This is a genomic window from Ancylobacter dichloromethanicus, assembly GCF_018390645.1.
Taxonomy (GTDB): domain Bacteria; phylum Pseudomonadota; class Alphaproteobacteria; order Rhizobiales; family Xanthobacteraceae; genus Ancylobacter; species Ancylobacter dichloromethanicus.
This window is the reverse complement of record NZ_JAHBGC010000046.1, coordinates 124,483-143,666: the sequence shown is the minus strand read 5'-3', so window position 1 is coordinate 143,666 and position 19,184 is coordinate 124,483. Positions and strand designations below refer to the sequence as shown.

Genomic DNA, 19,184 nt, shown 5'->3' with positions numbered 1-19,184 from the left:
CCGGTCGTGCTCGTGCTTGCAGGGGGCGTGCTCATGCCTCGATCGACCTCCCCTTGAGGGCGAACAGGCCGCGGGGGCGCTTCTGGATGAAGAGGATGACGATGACCAGCAGCGCGATCTTGCCGAGCACGGCGCCGGCATAGGGCTCCAGCAGCTTGTTGGCGACGCCGAGCGTCATGGCGCCGACAAGGGTGCCCCACAGATTGCCCACCCCGCCGAACACGACGACCAGGAAGCTGTCGATAATGTAGCTCTGCCCGAGGTTTGGCGACACGTTGTCGATCTGGCTGAGGGCCACGCCGGCCATACCGGCAATGCCGGAGCCGAGGCCGAAGGTCATCGCGTCGACCCAGTTGGTGCGGATGCCCATGGAGGCCGCCATGCGGCGGTTCTGGGTCACGGCGCGCATTTCGAGACCGATGCGGGTCAATCGCAGGGTCGCGAGGAGCGCAAAGAAGACCAGCAGCGCGAACACGATGATCCAGAGTCGCCCCGAGGTGATGGAGAGATGGCCGATCTCGAAGCTGCCGGACATCCAGCTCGGGGCGCCGACCTCGCGGTTGGTAGGCCCGAAAATGGTGCGGATCGCCTGCTGCAGGATCAACGAGATGCCCCAGGTGGCGAGCAGTGTCTCCAGCGCCCGGCCGTACAGGAAGCGGATCACGGTGCGCTCGATGATGACGCCGATCAGCCCGGTGAACAGGAAGGCCAGCGGGATGGCGATCAGCAGCGAGGCGTCGAACAGGCCGGGATAGGAGGTGCGGATCACCTCCTGCACCACGAAGGTGGTGTAGGCGCCGAGCATCACCATCTCGCCATGCGCCATGTTGATGACCCCCATCACGCCGAAGGTGATGGCGAGGCCGATGGCGGCGAGCAGCAGCACCGAGCCGAGCGAGAGGCCGTACCAGACATTCTGCGCCATGCCCCACATGGCGAGGTTGCGCTCGATGCCCTCGATCGCCTGCGCTGCCGCCTGCTTCACCTCGGGCGCCGCGCTGTCGGGCACGCCGCGCAGGATGGCGAGCGCGTCCTGGTTGCCTTCGGCTCCCACCAGCTCGACGGCGGCGATGCGCTCGGCGGGGGAGATGCCCTCCTTGCCGATCAGGATCGAGGCCCGCGCCAGGTTCATCGCCGACTTGACCTGCGGGTCGCTCTCCTTGGCGAGCGCGGCGTCCAGCGCCGGCAGCGCCGCCTCGTCGCGCGAGCGGCCGACCGCCAGCGCCGCTTCCCGGCGCTTGCCCGCATCCGGGCTGACGAGCGACAGCGCGCCGTTGGCGGCCTCGATAGCGCGACGAACGCGGTTGTTGACCCGCACCGGCTTGACGGGGGGCGCGTCCGCGACCGGCTGCATCGTGAGCGGGTCGAGCAGCGCGCCGCCCTCGCCTTCGATGAAGACGCGCGGCGGCAAGCCGCCGAACACCAGCCTGCCGTCGGCAAGGGCGGAGACGATACCGGCGGCGGCGGGACTGCCGCTCAGCGCCAGCGCGCCAAGCGCGGCTTCGGTGTCGTCATATTTGTTGCTGGTGAACTGCCCCAGCGCGCCGCTGATGTCCTGCGCCTCGGCACGCCCCGGGAAGGTCCCGACAAGCGCGGCAGCGAACAGGAGGGCGAGCGCGGCGCAGAGCACGCGAAGGGAGGGGAAAAGGCGAGCGCGTGAGGTCATCATCGTCCGTCGATGGGGCGCTGCGGATGGCCGGAGACAGGTCTCCGGCGGCGACGGCGGTACGCGTTCCGGCGAGGGGCTTGGGCAAGGCAGCACTGCCCGCCGGCGCGACGCCTCGGCCGGGTCCGGCCGCCGCGCGGGCGGCCGGAGGTCGTGGAGCGGTTCAGGCAGCGCCGGAGCGAAGCCGCCCGGGCGTCGGCCTCACTGGCCGGCGCCGCCGCACTTGCCGGTCTTGACGTTGAAGTTGCCGCAGTTGAGCGGCTTGCGCCAATCGGCGATCAGGTCCTTGGAGCCTTCGAGATAGGGGGACCATTCCTCGGCGACGATCAGGCCGGGCGTCTGCTCGACGATGTCGAACTGGCCGTCCTCCTTGATCTCGCCGATCAGCACCGGCTTGGTGATGTGGTGGTTCGGCATCATCGCCGAGAAGCCGCCCGACAGGTTCGGCACGGTGACGCCGATCAGCGCGTCGATGACGGCGTCAGCATCGGTGGTGCCGGCCTTCTCGACCGCCTTGACCCACATGTTGAAGCCGATGACAGTGGCTTCCATCGGGTCGTTGGTCACCCGCTTGTCGTTCTTGGTGTAGGCCTGCCACTTCTTGATGAAGGCGGCGTTCTCCGGCACGTCCACCGACTGGAAGTAGTTCCACGCGGCGAGATGACCGAGCAGCGGCTTGGTGTCGATGCCGGCCAGTTCTTCCTCGCCGACCGAGAAGGCGACGACCGGGATGTCGGTCGCCTTGATGCCCTGATTGCCGAGCTCCTTGTAGAACGGCACGTTGGCGTCGCCGTTGATGGTGGAAACGACGGCCGTCTTCTTGCCGGCCGAGCCGAACTTCTTGATGTCGGCGACGATGGTCTGCCAGTCGGAATGACCGAACGGCGTGTAGTTGATCATGATGTCTTCTTCCTTGACGCCCTTCGACTTCAGATAGGCCTCAAGAATCTTGTTGGTCGTGCGCGGGTAGACGTAATCGGTGCCGGCGAGGACCCAGCGCTCGACGTCCTCGTTTTCCATCAGATAGTCGACGGCCGGGATCGCCTGCTGGTTCGGCGCCGCGCCGGTGTAGAACACGTTGCGCTCGCTCTCCTCGCCCTCATACTGGACCGGGTAGAACAGGATGCTGTTCAGCTCCTTGAACACCGGCAGCACCGACTTGCGCGAGACCGAGGTCCAGCAGCCGAACACGACCGCGACCTTCTCCTTCTCGATAAGCTCGCGGGCCTTCTCGGCGAAGAGCGGCCAGTTGGAGGCCGGATCGACCACCACGGCTTCCAGCTTCTTGCCGAGCACCCCGCCGGCCGCGTTCTGCTCCTGCACCATGAACAGCACGGTGTCCTTCAGCGTCGTCTCGCTGATCGCCATGGTGCCGGACAGAGAATGCAGCACGCCGACCTTGATCGTCTCCTGAGCGCCCGCGACACCGCCTCCGGCCAGCGCCAGCGCAGCCGCACCCACAAGCGCGCGACCGGCCATGCGCCGGGCATGCGTGAACATGTTCAGCATCTTTATTCCCTTCTGGAGTTCACACGCAGGACCCCCGTCCGCGTGCCAGGGGAATGGTTTGCAACCCGCGTGCCAAGGCCGGGAATAGGGCGATGGCGGGACCCGCCGATGCACACATCGCCGCGCGCCCCCTCACGAAACGGAAATCTGCCCACCCATTGTGCAATGTCGCGCTCAACTGCCCAATTATCGGCGGACGGGTTGCGCCTGCCTATTTATTGCGCGGCACCCGCTGCCCGTTTGCGGGCACTCACGCCGCCCATGCGCTCCAGCGCGCGGTCGATGGTGGCGTCGGTCTTGGCGAAACAGAAGCGCACCACGCTGTCCACCGGCTGCCCGGCATAGAAGGCGGAGACGGGGATCGCCGCCACGCCCTCGCGCGCCACCAGACGGCGGCAGAACGCCTCGTCGCGCGGGCCGGCATCGACCGGGGCAGCATCGAGCGGGGAAAGATCGAGCGGGGCGAGGTCGACATTGAGGAAATAGGTGCCGGCCGAGGGCAATACCGCGAAGCCGAGCCGCGACAACCCCTCCGCCAGCCGGTCGCGCGAGCGTTGCAGCCCGGCGCGGGTGGCGAGGAACCAATCGCGCTCCTTGCCCAGCCCATAGGCGACCGCCTGCTGGAGCGCGGGCGGCGTGGTGAAGGTGAGGAACTGGTGCGCCCTGGAGAGCACCCGCATCAGTTCCGGCGCGGCGCAGACGAAACCGACCTTCCAGCCGGTCATGCCGAAAATCTTGCCGGCCGAGCCGATCTTCACCGCCCGCCCGCGCATCTCTGGCAGCGACAGCACGGAGCAATGCTCCCGCCCGTCGAAGATCACGTGCTCCCACACCTCGTCGCTCACCAGCACGGCACCGGTGCGGGCGCAGAAGCCGGCGAGCAGCGCGAGTTCGCCTTCGTCGAACACCCGGCCGGTCGGGTTGTGCGGGTTGTTGAACAGCACCAGCCGGGTGCGCGGGGTGAACGCCTGCGCCAGCGCCTCTTCCGTCAGCCGCCACAGCGGCGGCACCAGCCGCACCAGACGCGGCACCCCGCCGGCGCGGCGCACCAGCGGCAGGTAGGCATCGTAGAGCGGCTGGAACAGCACCACCTCGTCGCCGGGCTCGATCAGCGCCAGCAGAGCGCCGGCGATCGCCTCGGTGGCGCCCGAGGTGACCATCACCTCGGTGTCCGGGTCGAGGTCGAGCCCCTGCCATTCTCTATAGTGATCGGCGACGGCGCGGCGCAGTTCGGGCGTCCCCATCATCGGCGGGTACTGGTTCCAGCCGTTCAGCACCGCCTCGGCCGCCTTCTCGCGCAGGTCGCGCGGGCCGGGATCGTCCGGGAAGCCCTGGCCGAGATTGACCGCGTCATGTTCGCGGGCGAGGCGCGACATGGTCTCGAACACGGTGGTCGGCAGGGCGGCGAACAGGGAATTCATTTCACGGGCTCGGAGCGGGATATGGAGCGATCGAACGCAACCGCTGCGTTTTACCCCGCCCGGCTCATTTAGGCATCAGCAAAAGCGAGGCGCCCATCCCCGCCCGTCACGCCACCAGCACGGCGTGGTTGTCGTAGCGTGGCCCGCCGGAGCGGCGGGCGATCACGCCCACCTCGTCGCCATCGGTGCCGATCAACACGGTCTCGCCGAGGCCGCTGGTGGCGAGGAACTGGCCGGCCGCGCGGGTCGGGGCCAGGCCGCAGCCATCGACCAGCGGCAGCGAGCCGATGTAACGCCCGTCGCGCCGCCACAGCGCCACCCGGTTGCCGCGCGGGCTGGCGGCGGCGACATAGGCGCCCGACGCGTCGAGCGCCACCGAGCCGACATAGGTGCGCAGCCCGCGCCACGCCTCGTCCGGCGCGTCGAAGGCGCGCAGCCCCTCGCCCTCCACCGCGTAGAGCAGCGGCCGGGCGACGCCGTCGGCCAGCAGGTCCTGCGCCGCAACCACGGTGAAGCCGTCGGCGCCCGCGGTGAGGTGGCGCAGCGAGAGCGAGGCGAGATCCTCGCCCAGCGCCGCCGTGGCACGCACGGCGCCGCTCACCGGGTCGAGCTGCGCGATGCCGGAACCGGCGACCTCGGCGCCCAGCGCCTCCGGCGTGTGCGGCTCGACGCCGCCATTGGCGACGATGAGCGCGCCGCCCCGAGAATCCTGAACCGGAAGCATGTCGTGCGGCCCGATGCCGGCGGAGGCCCATTCCGCCTCCACCGCGAAGCCGGCCTCGACCACGCGGCGGGTGACCACGCCCTGCCCGTCCGCCCGCGCGATCTCGACCGCGAGGAAGCGCCTTCCGCCGTCGATGAAGCGCCCATGGCCGGAGAACACCCGCCCCCCGCCCGGCTCGAAGGTGGCGCGCACCGTGCCTTCGCGGCGGTCGAACAGCACGGCGGTGGTGCCGGGCCGGCGCGCCACCGCGACCGCCGTGCGCCCGTCCGGGCTCGGCTCCACCCAGTGCAGGCGCTGCGTCCCTGCGCCGACAGCGGTGGCGCCGAATTCGGGGGAGAGCACCACGGGGGCGAAGCCGTCGCCGACGCCGGCGGTGGCCAGCCATTCCGCGTCCAGCAGATGATCGCGCGCATGCGCGGCACCGCTGGCGAACAGCACCCGCGGCGCGGCCGCAAGCGCGCCGAAGGTGCCGATCAGCGAGCGGCGGGTGACATCGATAATACCCATATGCGCCTCCCTCAGTCGCCGTCGAGCGCGTTGAAGCCGAGCGGCACGCCGAGCCCGGAGGCCAGCGGCTTGGCGACGCTCGCCTGCGCCGCCTTGAAGGCGACGATCGCCGCCTGCAGCGTCTTGCGGCCCTCGTCGGTGGTGGCGGCCGCGCCGATGTCGTCGGGCAGCCCCTCCGCCGCCGTGCCCGCCGCCTGCATCGTCGTGGCGAGGCCCGCCCGGTCCTTCGGGTCGAGCCCGGCGGCGAGCGCCCCGGCCAGCGTGCCGGCGCTCTCGATGATGGTGACAATCGTCTGCTTCGACAGCCCGCTGCGGCGGCGGTCGGCGATGAGCGGCCGGGCCTCGTCGCTGTTCTTGCCGAGCACCACCAGCAGGCGCTGGTCGACCACGCGCTGATAGGCCCCGGCCAGATCGGTCACCATCTGGCTGAGCAGGGCGTTCGGATCGGGGAAATAGACCGGGTCGGCCTTGCCGGCGAGAAGCTGCGCCAGCAGCCCCTCGCTGCGGTCGCCCCAGCCGGTGCGGATTTCCTGGGCGATGGTGGCGAGATTGAGCGCGACCGCCTCGCCGATCGCGCAGCGCCGCGCCGCCTCCGGGCCGGACAGCAACGCGGCTTGCGCGCCCTCGTCATAGAGCAGGCGCTCCAGCGCCGGCAGGCCCTGCGCCGCCGCGCTGAGGCGGAAGAAGCGCTTCGGCTGGAGCCGCTCGTCGGTGGGGTCGGCAATGAGTTCGGCCACCGAGCGGCCGACCGCGTTGCGGCGCTCCGGAAACAGGTTGAAGCGGTCCGGCCGCAGCGACAGCATGACCGGGCCGAAGGTGATGAACTCCACCGCCGCCCAGGCGTCGGACACGGCGGCGAAGCGGGTCTTAAGCGTCGCCGCCCCCTCCGCCGAGGGCGCCTTGCAGAACGCCTCCCACGCCTCCTGCTGCGCCTTGGCGGAGGCGAGCAGCGTGTCGTAGCGCGGCAGCAGCCAGCTCTCGACCACATCGGGCGCCGACACCGGCGCGGCATGGGCGCGGCCGATGAAAAGCGTGGTGAGCAGGGTGGTGGCGGCGGCGAGCACCGGCACGCCCTGCGCCGCCTGTCCGATCTGGCTCACCAGCGCCAGTGCCACCGCGAAGGGGGATCGGTTCATGGGAGGCCTCGCTCTAAAGGGATGATACATAGTCGATCAGTCGTGCGCGGTCGCCCGCGTCGAGGGCGTCGAACCGCGCGCGGGCGCCCGCCGCCTCGCCGCCATGCCAGCGAACGGCCTCCGCCACACCGGTGGCGCGGCCATCGTGCAGCAGGCCGACACCGCGCGCCAGCGCGCCGGAAAGACCGGCGAGCGGCGCGGTGCGCCATTCGGAAGCCGCCACGCCCGGCACGCCGGCCGGGTCGGAAAGCCCCTCGCCCATCTCGTGCAGCAGCACGTCGGTGTGCAGCGCCACGGCTCCGCCCGCGCGGGTGGGCAGCGATGGTCGATGGCAGGCGGCGCAGCCGGTGGTGGCGAAGAGCTGGGCGCCGCCCGCATCCCCGCCGCCCTCCGGCAGCTTGAGCGCGCGCAGATAGGCGACGATGCGCTGCACGATGGCGTCGGAAATCTCCGGCTCGCCTTCCGCGTCGCGCCCGTGCGGGGCGTTGCGGCAGGCCGCCTGCGCCTCGGTGCAGTCACCCCACGGCTCGGGCCGCAGCGGCGTCGACAGGCCGAGATCGAGCGCGAACGCTTCCGAGGCCTGGCCGGCCAGCGTCGGGTGGCTCGCCTTCCAGCCGAAGCGGCCGATGGACGAGCCGCCCTCGGCGGTCTCTAACCGGTGGGCGCGGCCGCGCACCCCGTCGCCGTCGCGGTCGTCGGGGTCCTCCAGCGCGAGGATCGCCGCGTCGTCCACCTGTTCCAGCTTGCCGCGCCCGCGCAGATCGGGGGCGGCGCGAAGCGACATATGCGTCGCGGGGTCGAGCGGGCCGTAGCCGGGAGCGGCAAGCCGGGGGGTACGGCGGCCATCCTCGACCGCGACCGCGATGGCGCCCTCCGCCGGCACGCCCGGCAGCGTCATCGTCTCCAGCCGGTGGCCGTAGACGGGATCGCCGGCGCCATCACTGCGGAACAGGGAAAGCACGAGGCCAAGCCCTTCGGGCCGTCCCTCCGCGTCCAGTGCCGTCGCCCCGCGCCCGGCGCCGCCGGGGTGGCAGGCGGAACAGGAGCGTGCGTCGAACAGCGGGCCGAGCCCGTCATTGGCGCGGGTGGAACTGGGCGCCGGCACCCAGGGCCGCTCGAACAGCGCCTTGCCGATGGCGGCGTCGAGGCGGCTGTCTTCGGCGGCTGCGGGGGCGACCAGCAGCACGGCATAAAAGAGCACCATGGCGGCGATGCCGCCGCGCGCAGCCTGCGCCGGGGAAGGAAGCCGGCGCGCGGCATGGTGCGGGCGTTCCATCACACGATCCGGAACCAGCCCATCATCCCGGTCTCCATATGCTCCAGAATGTGGCAGTGGAACACCCAGTCGCCGGGCGCGGCGACGAAGGCGACCTCGACCGCCTCGCCCGGCTGCACCAGCACCGTGTCGGCCCAGTGATGGGGCAGCCGGCCGAGGCTGGAACTCAGCACCTCGAAGGCGTGGCCGTGTAGATGGACGGGGTGGGGATAGCGGGTCTCGTTCTTGATCTCCACCACATAGGAGGCCCCCGTCTCCATGCGGGCGAGCGGCGGCGGCAGGTTGCGGCGCGTGCCGGTGGGCCAGGATTCGGACTGGATGCCCCAATAGGTGGTCGAGCCCACGCACAGGCTGTCGATCAACGCCTTGGCGAGCGGATCGTCGGCCGGCAGGGCAAGGTCCTTCACCGCCTGGTTGGTCGCCTGCTGGAGGGTGAAGGAGAGCCGCGTCGCCTCCTTCATGTCCGGCTTCGGCAGTTCGGGCGCCGGCAGGGCCAGCGGCCCCTTGCGCGGCTTCGCCACCCGGCCCTCGGCGGTCAGCGTGGCGAACCGGTAGATGTCGGCGGCGCGGTAGTCGCCCAGCGTCACCGGCGAGCCGTCGGCCGGCATGCGGATGTCGACGTCGATGCGCTGCGCCGGCCCCATGCGCCAGATGCCGTCCGGCAGGTCGTCGAGCCGCACCGGCTCCAGCGCGTGCCCGTCCACCGCGATGAGCCACGCGTCGAAACCCTCGCCGCCCTCGGCGCCGATATCCATGATGCGGGTGGAATCGAGGTTGAGGATGCGCAGCCGCGCATGCCCGCCGGCGGGCGCCTTCAGTTCGAGCGAGGGAGCGCCGTTGACCGTGCGGGTGGCGCCGAAGGTGCCGGCCTTGGAAGCACCGCCCGGCTCGGAGAAGGCGAGGAAGCTGCCATCTTCCGCCAGCCGCCAGTCCTTCAGGCACAGCACGTGCTCGGCGTCGAAGGCCGGGTCGCGCGGGTCCTCGACGATCAGCACCCCGGCCAGCCCCCGGCCGGTCTGGCCCGTCTCGTCGCAATGGGGATGGAAAAAGAAGGTGCCGGGGTCGTCGAGCGGCAGCAGGTGCACGAAGCGCCCGCCCGGCTGCACCAGCGGCTGGGTCAGGGTCGGCACGCCGTCGAATTCGTTCGGCATGCGGATGCCGTGGCAGTGCAGCGTCGAGCCCTCGTCAATGCCGTTGACGAAGGTGGCCTTGAGCCGCGCGCCGCGCGGCAGGCGCAGCGTCTGGAAGGGAACGCCGTCATAGGCGTAGATGCGGCTCAGCGGCCGGTCCGGCCCGAGCAGCTTCAGTTCCATCTCACCGGCGGTGAGGGTGAGCGTGTGCGTCGGCGCGAAGGGAGCGGGGGCGCGCGCCATGCCGGTGCGCGTCGGCGCCAACAGCGCCAGCCCACCGATCGCCGCGCCCGCGCCGAGAAAGGCGCGGCGCGAGAGACCCGCGCCGCCGGTGTTCATGTCAGCCTCATTCGCTAACCTTGGAGGGTTCGTCCAGGCTGTCCGAACCCTCGACCTTGATCTTGAGCTTCAGCGCGGCGACCACGCCCTCGAACGCGCGGGTCTGGGCGACGAGCGAATCCACGCCCTTCTGCACCAGCGCGTTGCCCTCGGCATTGCCCTCGCCGATCATCTGGTCATAGGCCTGCTTGCCGCTGTCGGCCTCGTCCTTGATCGCCTTGAGCGCGGCGAGCGCAGCGTCGACCTTGGCGTCGGCTTCCGCGGCGGCCTTGGGTGCCTTGGCGCCCGCATAGGCGGCGAGGGATGCGCCCTCGACCACCGAGCCATCGACCCGGGTGTACTTGCCGCGATAGATCGAGGCGATGCCGACCTCGTCATAATAGTGCGAGTTGTGGGTGTTGTCGGAGAAGCAGTCATGCTCCTCCTCCGGGTCGTGAAGGATGAGGCCGAGCTTCATGCGCTCGCCGGCCAGTTCGCCATAGGAGAGCGAGCCGAGGCCGGTGAGGATGGTGCCGAGCGCGGCCTTGTCCTTCTGCTTCACCACGGCGGCGCGGGCCTTGCCCTTCTTGCCCCACCACTTCGCCATGTCGCCGAGGTCGGTCACCAGCAGGTCGGTGGCGGCCTTGAGATAAGCGGCGCGGCGCTCGCAATGGCCGTTGGTGCAGTTGGCGGTGTCGTAGTCGGTGGCGGGACGCTTGCCGGCGCCCGGACCGGTGCCGTTGAGGTCCTGGCCCCACAGCAGGAACTCGACCGCGTGGTAGCCGATGGCGACGTTCGACTCGACGCCGCCCGCCTCCTGCAGGCTGTCGAGCAGCTCCGGCGTGATCTTGGTGGCGTCGATGGTCTTCTTGCCGACGCGGATCTTGGTGTTGGCGATCACGTTGGCGGTGTAGAGCGGGTTCTCGTCGGAGGTCTCGCCATAGCCCTTGTCGACATAGTCGATCAGCCCCTCGTCGAGCGGCCAGGCGTTCACGCGACCCTCCCACTCGTCAACGATGGGGTTGGCGAAGCGGAAGCCCTCGGTCTGCTGGTAAGGCACCCGGGCGGCCTTCCACGCCGTCTTCGCGGCGTCGAGATTGGCCTCGGTCGGCGCCGCGATGAAGGTGTCGACCGCCGACTGCAGCGCCTTGGCGGTGGTCAGGCTGTCGGTGTACATCGCCTCGGCGATATCGGCATAGGTGGTGACGATGTCGCGCACCTTCGGCGCCGGCGTGTCGGCGGCGGCGGGACCGACCGCGAAGGCCGCTCCCAGCGCGATGGCCGCGACAAGCGGCGTGGCGAACAGTGATCTGGCTCGCATCGAATTTCTCCTCCCGCGCCCCCGAGGCGCCATAGCGGGAGACTCCTACGCCACGGTCGGAAGCAGTCGCAAGTGTTCGACCGCACATTAGAATGTTTTTACAGTATGAAACCGGCCGGATTTCAGGATGTAACCCCGGTCCATTCGCAAAAATACTTTATGTCAGGCCGCGCGTCAGGACGCTGGGTCAAATAATGGCCGCAGCGCCTCGGCCAGTTCGGCGTCGGTGACCGTGGACAGCGGCTTCATCAGCTTGGCCGCTTCGGTCCGTCGCCCCGGCCGCATCACCAGCACCACCGTCTCGGCGCCGCCGCAGGCGGGGTCGCCGCACGCGATCTCGCTGATGGAAATGGTGGTTTCCTCATCCACGCCGAGGAATGCCCGCGCCCTGGCGGCAAGTTCGCGGGCGGCGTCAGGCGCGGCCTCGGCGCTGGCGCCCCGGCGAAAAAACAGACGTGCCATCGTCTCTCCTGCATCCCCGCATCGTCTGCGCCCCCGCGCGGTACCCCGTCCCGTCAGCAGGTAAGCCCGCCACCCGCCCGGCGCAAGCGGGCGGGTGGCGGGACACCCAATTGCTGATATCAAGTAAATGTTTGGCGCAATAGTTTAGAACTATAACAATACCGGAAGATAATCGTTGTTCACGACAAAAAACCCGCGTATTTAACTCACCAACGCCGCAGACGAGCCGCGAATACACCAAGCGGGGCGCGACTGACAGGCAACGACTTCGCGAGGCCACTTCCCGGCAGGTCTCGTGAACCACGCGGGACGACGGCACGCGCTCCCTCAGCCGTCGTCCCGCGACCATTTCCCGGCGGTTTCCGCCCTTTCCCCGCAGGCCCCCTCGCCACACGCCCAGGCACCGCGCCACGCTTCCGGCACGGTGAGGCCGAGCCACGCCAGCGTGCCGCACGCCGCCGCATGGCCGGTGGCGAAACAGGCTTGCAGCAGATAGCCCCCGGTCGGCGCCTCCCAGTCCAGCATCTCGCCGGCGACGAACACGCCCGGCCGCGGCTTCAACATCAGGTGATCATCCAGCATGGCCCGGGTCACGCCGCCGGCGGAGGAGATCGCCCGCTCCAGCCCGGCCATGCCGGTGACAGCGAGCGGCAGCGCCTTGATCCGGGCCGCCAGCGCGGCGGGCTCGGCCGGCAGCGGCCCGGCTTCCCGCAGCAGGCCGGCGGCGACGGGGAGGAGACCGGCCGCCTTGCGCAGCCGATTGGCCATGGATTCGCCCTTGCGGCTGGCGGTGAGCCGGGCGGCGAGTGCTTCTTCCGTCACGTCCGGCCGCAGGTCGACATGGAGCCGCGCCGAGCCGTCACGCGCGATCGCCTCGCGCAGCGCGGCGGAGAGCGCGTAGACCGCGCCGCCCTCCAGCCCGGCGCCGTCGACCATCGCCTCGCCGCGCACGCGCATTCCGCCGAGGTTCAGCGCGATGCGCTTGAGCGGCGCCCCGGCGAAGCGGGCGCGGAACGTCTCCGACCAGCCGACCCGCACGCCGCTATTGGCCGGGCGCAGCGCGGCGATCTCGATCCCCTGCCCGCGCAGAATGTCGGTCCACGCGCCATCGCTGCCGAGGCGGGGCCAACTGGCGCCGCCGAGTGCGAGCAGCACCGCGTCGACCACCACCTCGACCTCGCCCTCGGGTGCGGCGAAGCGCAGCGCACCGCCGCTCCAGCCGAGCCAGCGATGACGGCTCTCCAGCACCACGCCGAGCCCATCGAGCCGGGCCAGCCACGCCCGCAGCAGGGGCGAGGCCTTGAAGCTCTTCGGAAACACCCGCCCGCTCGACCCGACAAAAGTCGGCTCGCCAAGTTCTTCCGCCAAGGCGCGCAGCCTTGCCGGGGGAAAGGCGTCGAGCAGCGGCGCCAGCCAGTCCGCCGCCGCGCCGTAGCGGGCGAGGAAAGGCGCACGCGGCTCGGAATGGGTGAGGTTGAGCCCCCCGCGTCCGGCAATGAGGAATTTGCGCGCCGGCGACGGCATGCGGTCATACACGCTCACCCGGCAGCCGCCGCCCGCCAGCGTCTGCGCCGCCATCAGCCCGGCCGGGCCGGCGCCGATGATGACGACGTGGCGGATTCGTGAATCGTCGCGGGGCGATAGCGTCACCGGCTCAGCTTCCGATTCAGGGTGAGGAAGGAGGAAATCGGGGAGTCGCCCCCGACGCTTGCGGCCGCCGGCTGAAAACCCGATTCAGGCGCCCGATATCGCCCTCGCCGCGGTGTCCGGGCGTGGCCCTGCCATCCCCCACCGCCCGGGGGGCGCACCGGCGCGGTTCCCCGGATCAAACCGGGGGATGGCCGGCGAGGCCGCTCGCGACCTGATTCCGAAACCCTGCATAACTCCATGTTCGGTCACGCGATTTCGGGGGAGCAGGCATCGACGATGCGCAGGCTCACCTGCGTGCGGCCCTGCCACGAATCGAGATCGAGCGTGCCGGCGACATGCATCAACTGCCCGCGCGCATCGAGCAGCGCCGCCCCCAGTGGGGTGTCGACGGCGCGGAACACCACGCCTGAGATCGTCGCCCCGTCGCTGCTGCGCAGCCGCACCCTTATCTGGCCGGCGCTGCCGGGTTCGGCATAGACGACGCGATGGGCGGGAAAGGCGAAGACCGGCTGCGGGTTGCCGGCACCGAACGGCCCGGCCCGCTCGATCAGCTCGACCAGTTCCGGCGTCGCCCCGGCCGCCGAAAGGGCGCCGTCGATCATCGTCTCGTCGACCGCCCGCGCGGTCTCGACGGTTTGCGCCAGCACCTCCTCCAGATAGCTGCGCAGTTCGCCGAGCCGGCCGCGCGCCACGGTGAGCCCGGCGGCCATGGCGTGGCCGCCGCCCTTGGCCAGAATGCCGCGTTCCACCGCGCCGCGCACCGCCCGGCCGACATCGACGCCGGGGATGGAGCGCGCCGAGCCGGCACCGGTCTCGCCGGTGAAGGCGATGGCGAAGGCGGGGCGGCCGAACTTCTCCTTCAGCCGCGCCGCCACCAACCCGACCACGCCGGGATGCCAGCCCTGCCCGCTGGAGAGCACCACCGCGCCGACGCCGGCAAGGCCGAGCGCGGCCTCGGCTTCCGCCTCGGCTTCCGCGACGATGGCGCGCTCCACCTGCTGGCGCTCGGTGTTCAGCCGGTCCAGCTCGGCGGCGATCGCCTGCGCCTCGATCGGGTCGCGGGCGAGCAGCAGCCGGGTTCCGAGCGTGGCATTGCCGATGCGCCCCCCCGCATTGATGCGCGGCCCGAGCAGGAAGCCGAGATGCCACGCCTTGGGCGGGCCGGTGAGCCGCGCCGCGTCCATCAGCGCGGTCAGCCCCGGCCGCTCGCGCTTGCGCAGTTGCAGCAGCCCCTTGGTGACATAGGCGCGGTTGAGCCCGAGGAGGGGCACCACATCCGCCACCGTGCCGAGCGCCACGAGGTCGAGACTGGCCAGCAGGTCCGGCGCCGGGCGCTCCGCGTTCCACCAGCCGCGCTGGCGCAGCTCGCGCAGCAGCCCGACGGCGACCACGAAGACCAGGCCCACCGCGCACAGATGGCCGAGGCCGGACAGGTCGTCGGCGCGGTTGGGGTTCACCAGCGCGCTCACCTCCGGCAGCGTCTCGCCCGCCTGGTGATGGTCGATCACCACGACGTCGAGGCCGAGTTCGCGGGCGCGCGCGAAGGGTTCAAAGCTCATCGTGCCGCAATCGACGGTAACCAGCAGCGTCGCCCCGCGCGCCGCCAGCACCTCGATCGCGGGAATGTTGGGGCCGTAGCCCTCGAAGATGCGGTCGGGAATGTGGAAGGCCGGGTCGAGCCCGCCGGCGCGCAGCACCTCCACCAGCAGCGCGGTGGAGGTGGCACCGTCGACGTCATAGTCGCCGAACACCGCGACCTGCTCGCCGCGCGTCACCGCGTCGGCGAGGCGGGCGACGCAGGGCGGCATGTCGGTGAGGGTGTCGGGGTCCGGCAGCAACCGCTTCACCGTCGGGTCGAGCCAGGCTTCCACCTCCGCAATGCCGACGCCGCGCCCGGCGAGCACGCGGGCGAGGATTTCCGGCACGCCATGGCGCTGCACGATGGCGAGCGTGGCCTGGGCGCCGCGCGCGTCGAGCCGCTCGCGCCAGAAGCGCCCGCTGGCCGAGCGGGACACGCCGAGAAACGCGCGGGAAGCGGGAGCGGCGGTGGGAAGGTTCAGACTCATGTCCGGCAGGATAAGCCCTATAAGCCGCCCCGCGTCGAGGGGGCCAGCATCACGTCCACCCGAGGCAGGTTCGTCCGCCGGCCCGGCGGCGTCATCGCCGCGTCGCGGTTCCGTAACGCGAGGGACATGGGCGGCAGGCAGAAGGCCTTTCCGGCCCCATGCCGGCCGCCCGAAAGGAGCCCCCATGCCCCCCTTCACCCGCCTGTCCCTGCTCGCCGGTGCCGCCCTCGCGGTGCTCGCCACCGCCGGCGCCCGCGCCGACGAGACCTATCCGGCGACGCTCGCCGGCCATGCCGTGCTGCCGGCGCAGACCTTCATCGCCATGCCGGCCGACGCGCCGCAGGACCTCAAGATCTCCGGCAAGTTCACCACCGGCACGCGCGTCGACGCGGTCGGGTCAGTGGAAGGCAAGTCCGCCGGCCGCCCGACCGGCGTCTCGCTGCCGTTCGACGGCCAGCCGGTGCAGGGCCATTCCGGCATCAAGATGATGCCGGACGGCAGCTTCTGGATCATCACCGACAACGGCTTCGGCTCCAAGGCCAACAGCCCGGACGCGGCGCTGTTCCTGCGCCACTACAAGATCGACTGGGCGACCGGCACGTTCGAGCCGGTGGAGACGGTGTTCCTCACCGATCCCGACAAGAAGGTGCCGTTCCGCATCGTTCATGAAGGAACCGAGAAGCGCTATCTGACCGGCGCCGATTTCGACATCGAGAGCTTCCAGCCGATCGGCGAGCATATCTGGATCGGCGAGGAGTTCGGTCCCTACCTGATCAAGGCCGACAGGACCGGCAAGGTGCTCGGCCTGTTCGAGACGATGGCCGGCGAGACGCCGGTGCGCTCGCCCGACCATTATGCCGTTGCCTCCCCTGCCGCGCCGAACGCCCCCGCCGCCTTCAATCTCCGCCGCTCCAAGGGCTATGAGGGCATGGCCGCCTCCAAGGACGGCAAGTTCCTCTACGCCCTGCTCGAAGGCCCGCTGTGGGACGCGGACAAGAAGGACTGGCAGAAGACCGCCGACGGCCGGGAGTTCCTGCCGATCCTCGAATTCGACGTCGCCAGCGAGAAGTGGACTGGCCGCATGTGGCAGTACGTTCTGGAGCAGAACGGCAATGCCATCGGCGACTTCAACATGATCGACGCCACCACCGGCCTGATCATCGAGCGCGACAATGGCGAGGGCACGCCCGACAAGGCCTGCGCCGAAGGCACCAAGGGCCCGGACTGCTTCCACGACCTCGCCAAGTTCAAGCGCATCTACAAGATCGAGCTGACCGACGCCAATGAAGGCCAGCCGGTGCGCAAGATCGGCCATATCGACCTGATGAAAATCGCCGACCCCGACAAGAAGGCCCGCAAGCCGCTCAACGACGGTGTGCTGACCTTCCCCTTCTTCACCATCGAGAATGTCGACGTGGTCGACGCCACCCACATCGTGGTCGGCAACGACAACAACCTGCCCTTCTCCTCCTCGCGCGACCCGGCGAAGGCGGACGACAACGAACTGATCCTGCTGGAAGTGGGCGAGTTCCTGAAGGCGAAGTGAGCCGTATCCACGTTGCATCGGGGGCCGGGGCGGCGACGCTCCGGCCCTTCGCGCCTCACGCGGTATCGGGCAGGGTCGGGTCGGGAAGGTTGCGCGGCCGGCGCAGAATGAGCGCGACGCCCGCCACCATGATCAGCGCCCCGACGATCTTCATCGGCGAGGGATCGTCGCCGATCAGCACGATGCCGAACAGCACGGTGAGCAGCGGGTTGAGCATCGAATAGGGCACGACGGCATTGATCGAATGGCGCTGCAGCAGCCAGTACCAGATGCCGTAGCCGACGATCGACGAGCCGATGGCGCTGTAGGCGACGCAGAACCAGCCGTGCCAACCTGCCGTGCCCACCATCCACCAGCGGTCGGATTCGAAGATCCACGACATCAGCAGAATCTGCGGGATGGCGAACAGCGACGACCACCCCATCATCGTCATTGGCCGGACGCCCCTGAGTTCCTTGACGATGAGGTTGGTCACCGCCCATCCGGTGGCGCTGACCAGCAGCAGGAAAAGCGAGAGCGGCGGCGGCAGGGTCGGCCCGATGGCGAGCACGCCTATGCCGGCGACCGAGACCAGCAGGCCGGCGAGGCGCACCTTGCCCAGCGGCTCGCGCAGCACCAGGCAGGCGAGCAGCGTGGCGATCGGCGCGCCGAGCTGGATGATCACCGCGCTGGTGCCCGCCTCGGAATCGGCCAGCGCCGCGAAAAGCAGCCCGAAATGCAGCGTGCCGAAGGTGAGCGAGACCAGCAGCACGCCCTTGATCTGGTCGCGGGTGATGCGCAGCGCCGGGCACAGCAGCGCCGCCACCAGCGTGAAGCGCAGCGCGCTCATCAGCATCGGCGGAATTTCCGCGATGCCCAGCTTGATGACGATCAGGTTGAGCGCCCACACGCAGATCACGGTGAGGGCGAGCAGCTTGTGCGTGAGCGGCATGAGACCGGCGGCGGCGGGAGGCGACAAGACGGCGGTGGGGCGGCCCCACATGAGCCGCGGCCGACGGCGCGACGAGTCGCGCATCGACCTTCCGCTGATAGTCCACAGCCCCGCATCTGCAAAGCTCCACGCTCCCATGCCTGCCCTGCGCCGCCCTCATGGCGCGGTTCGCCCGGCCCGTGCAGCCAGGGTTGCGCGGGCGGGTTGCGCGGGCGGCTGGGCAGATTATGGTGCGCGCCATGCTGAACCTGTCCCTGCTCGGTCGCCTCACCTTCGCCCATGCCGCGCCGACCAGGCCGGCGCTCCCGCCCGGCCGTCACGATCTCGGCCTGTTCGAGACCCGCGACACCGTGCTGATCGTGCCGGAGGGCCTCGAACAGGCCCGCCCGGCGCCGCTGATGGTGCTGTTCCATGGCGGCGGCGGCAGCGCGGAGAAGATCCTGCCGATCATGCGCGCGCATGCCGAGGCGCGCGGCTTCCTGCTCATGGTGCCGCAATCGCTGCTGCCGACCTGGGACATCGTCATCGCCGGCAACGGACCGGACCTGGAGCGGCTCGATCTCGGCCTCGCCGAGGTCGCCGCACGCTTTGCGCTCGACCCCACCCATTTCGCCTTCGCCGGCCATTCCGACGGGGGCAGCTATTCGCTCTCCACCGGGCTCAGCAACGGGCGGATCGTCACCCATATCCTCGCCTTCTCCGCCGGCTTCATGACGGTGCTGGCGCAGGAAGGCGCACCCAGGGTGTTCATCGCCCACGGCCAGAACGACACCCAGACCCCGATCGCCACCGCCGGCCGCGCCCATGCCGCCAAGCTGCGCCCCGCCGGCTATGAACTGACCTATGTCGAGCACCCGGGCCCGCACGCCTCGCAGCCGGACATGGTGCAGCTCGGGGTGGAGTTTTTTCTCAAGGACGTCGCGCCGGCCGGCTGAGCCCCGCCACCCGGACAAACCGCGCCCGGCGCGGCGCCGGTCCGGGACACAAAACGAAAAAGGCCGGCGCGCCGCCGGCCTTTCCGCAGACAGTGCGCAGCCGTCAGAGGCTCACGCGGCCTTCTTCGCCGACTTGGCGATCTCGGCGATTTCCGCCTCGTACTTGGCGATCAGCGCGGCGAAATCGCTCGGGCCGGCCTTCAGCGCGCCCTTCACGTCCGACGCCCAGGTGGTGTTGCGCAGCGTGAAGGTGTTGGTGGCCGAGGAGCCGTACTTGGTCGAGAAGGCCGTGTTCAGCTTGAACGGAATCGGCTCGGAGGCGAGGTAGTTGGTGGTCGGGTGCTCCTTCACGAAAGCCGTGTAGGCCTCGGCGACCTCCTGGTACTTCTCGGCGCCGATCAGCGCGTCGATCTTGGACAGCAGGGGCGGAAGCAGCGAATGAGGAGCGGTCATGATGGGGCGTTCCCTTGGCAATTGGCTTGGCGTTCGGGTGCCGGGCGTCCCTCGCGGGCCGCGCCTCGGCACCGCTCTGGTATACAGCACACCGGCGCGCGGCCAAAGCGCGAGATGAACCGGCGCCGCCTTT

15 protein-coding genes are annotated in these 19,184 nt (G+C 70.2%); 2 read left to right on the top strand and 13 right to left on the bottom strand.

Annotated elements, in window-relative coordinates:
- Positions 1-31 precede the first annotated feature (31 nt).
- The 11 genes from urtB to recJ form a co-directional block, all read right to left on the bottom strand.
- Positions 32-1,666, bottom strand: a complete 1,635-nt coding sequence (urtB, locus tag KHC23_RS19490) for an urea ABC transporter permease subunit UrtB (RefSeq protein ID WP_246544784.1) — start codon at positions 1,664-1,666, stop codon at positions 32-34.
- 201 nt (positions 1,667-1,867) lie between these two features.
- Entirely contained in the window at positions 1,868-3,145 is a 1,278-nt protein-coding gene (urtA, locus tag KHC23_RS19485) for an urea ABC transporter substrate-binding protein (protein ID WP_373878520.1), read from the bottom strand.
- Positions 3,146-3,390: 245 nt separating this feature from the next.
- A complete protein-coding gene (locus tag KHC23_RS19480; protein WP_213374884.1) occupies positions 3,391-4,596 on the bottom strand; it encodes an aminotransferase in 1,206 nt (401 codons plus the stop codon).
- A gap of 106 nt (positions 4,597-4,702) precedes the next feature.
- Positions 4,703-5,827, bottom strand: a complete 1,125-nt coding sequence (locus KHC23_RS19475) for a DUF1513 domain-containing protein (protein WP_213374882.1) — start codon at positions 5,825-5,827, stop codon at positions 4,703-4,705.
- 11 nt (positions 5,828-5,838) lie between these two features.
- Entirely contained in the window at positions 5,839-6,963 is a 1,125-nt protein-coding gene (locus tag KHC23_RS19470) for an imelysin family protein (protein ID WP_213374880.1), read from the bottom strand.
- 13 nt (positions 6,964-6,976) lie between these two features.
- Positions 6,977-8,239, bottom strand: a complete 1,263-nt coding sequence (locus KHC23_RS19465) for a di-heme oxidoredictase family protein (RefSeq protein WP_246544783.1) — start codon at positions 8,237-8,239, stop codon at positions 6,977-6,979.
- A complete protein-coding gene (locus KHC23_RS19460; RefSeq protein ID WP_213374878.1) occupies positions 8,239-9,708 on the bottom strand; it encodes a multicopper oxidase family protein in 1,470 nt (489 codons plus the stop codon). The genes KHC23_RS19465 and KHC23_RS19460 overlap by 1 nt, the downstream gene beginning before the upstream one ends.
- A 7-nt stretch (positions 9,709-9,715) precedes the next feature.
- The gene (locus KHC23_RS19455) at positions 9,716-11,008 is read right to left on the bottom strand and encodes an imelysin family protein (RefSeq protein ID WP_213374876.1); all 1,293 of its coding nucleotides are present in this window, start codon (positions 11,006-11,008) and stop codon (positions 9,716-9,718) included.
- A gap of 174 nt (positions 11,009-11,182) precedes the next feature.
- Positions 11,183-11,470 carry a hypothetical protein gene (locus KHC23_RS19450; RefSeq protein ID WP_213374874.1) on the bottom strand — a complete coding sequence of 96 codons (288 nt, stop codon included), beginning with the start codon at positions 11,468-11,470 and terminating at the stop codon, positions 11,183-11,185.
- A 327-nt stretch (positions 11,471-11,797) separates the two neighbouring features.
- Positions 11,798-13,120, bottom strand: a complete 1,323-nt coding sequence (locus KHC23_RS19445; RefSeq protein ID WP_271188669.1) for a TIGR03862 family flavoprotein — start codon at positions 13,118-13,120, stop codon at positions 11,798-11,800.
- Positions 13,121-13,365: 245 nt separating this feature from the next.
- Entirely contained in the window at positions 13,366-15,186 is a 1,821-nt protein-coding gene (gene recJ, locus KHC23_RS19440) for a single-stranded-DNA-specific exonuclease RecJ (RefSeq protein WP_213374872.1), read from the bottom strand.
- A 184-nt stretch (positions 15,187-15,370) separates the two neighbouring features.
- Here recJ and KHC23_RS19435 point away from each other — a divergent pair, with 184 nt between their 5' ends.
- Positions 15,371-16,732, top strand: coding sequence for an esterase-like activity of phytase family protein (locus KHC23_RS19435; RefSeq protein ID WP_213374870.1), 1,362 nt, complete (start codon positions 15,371-15,373; stop codon positions 16,730-16,732).
- A gap of 55 nt (positions 16,733-16,787) precedes the next feature.
- On the opposite strand, the gene KHC23_RS19430 is transcribed toward KHC23_RS19435, so the two are convergent.
- On the bottom strand, positions 16,788-17,663 hold the full coding sequence (locus KHC23_RS19430) for a DMT family transporter (RefSeq protein ID WP_213374868.1): 876 nt from the start codon (positions 17,661-17,663) through the stop codon (positions 16,788-16,790).
- 239 nt (positions 17,664-17,902) lie between these two features.
- On the opposite strand from KHC23_RS19430, the gene KHC23_RS19425 reads away from it, so the two are divergent.
- Positions 17,903-18,598, top strand: a complete 696-nt coding sequence (locus KHC23_RS19425; RefSeq protein ID WP_246544782.1) for an alpha/beta hydrolase — start codon at positions 17,903-17,905, stop codon at positions 18,596-18,598.
- 111 nt (positions 18,599-18,709) lie between these two features.
- Here the strand turns inward: KHC23_RS19425 and KHC23_RS19420 are convergent, their stop codons facing one another.
- A complete protein-coding gene (locus KHC23_RS19420; RefSeq protein WP_213374865.1) occupies positions 18,710-19,051 on the bottom strand; it encodes a hypothetical protein in 342 nt (113 codons plus the stop codon).
- Positions 19,052-19,184 lie beyond the last annotated feature (133 nt).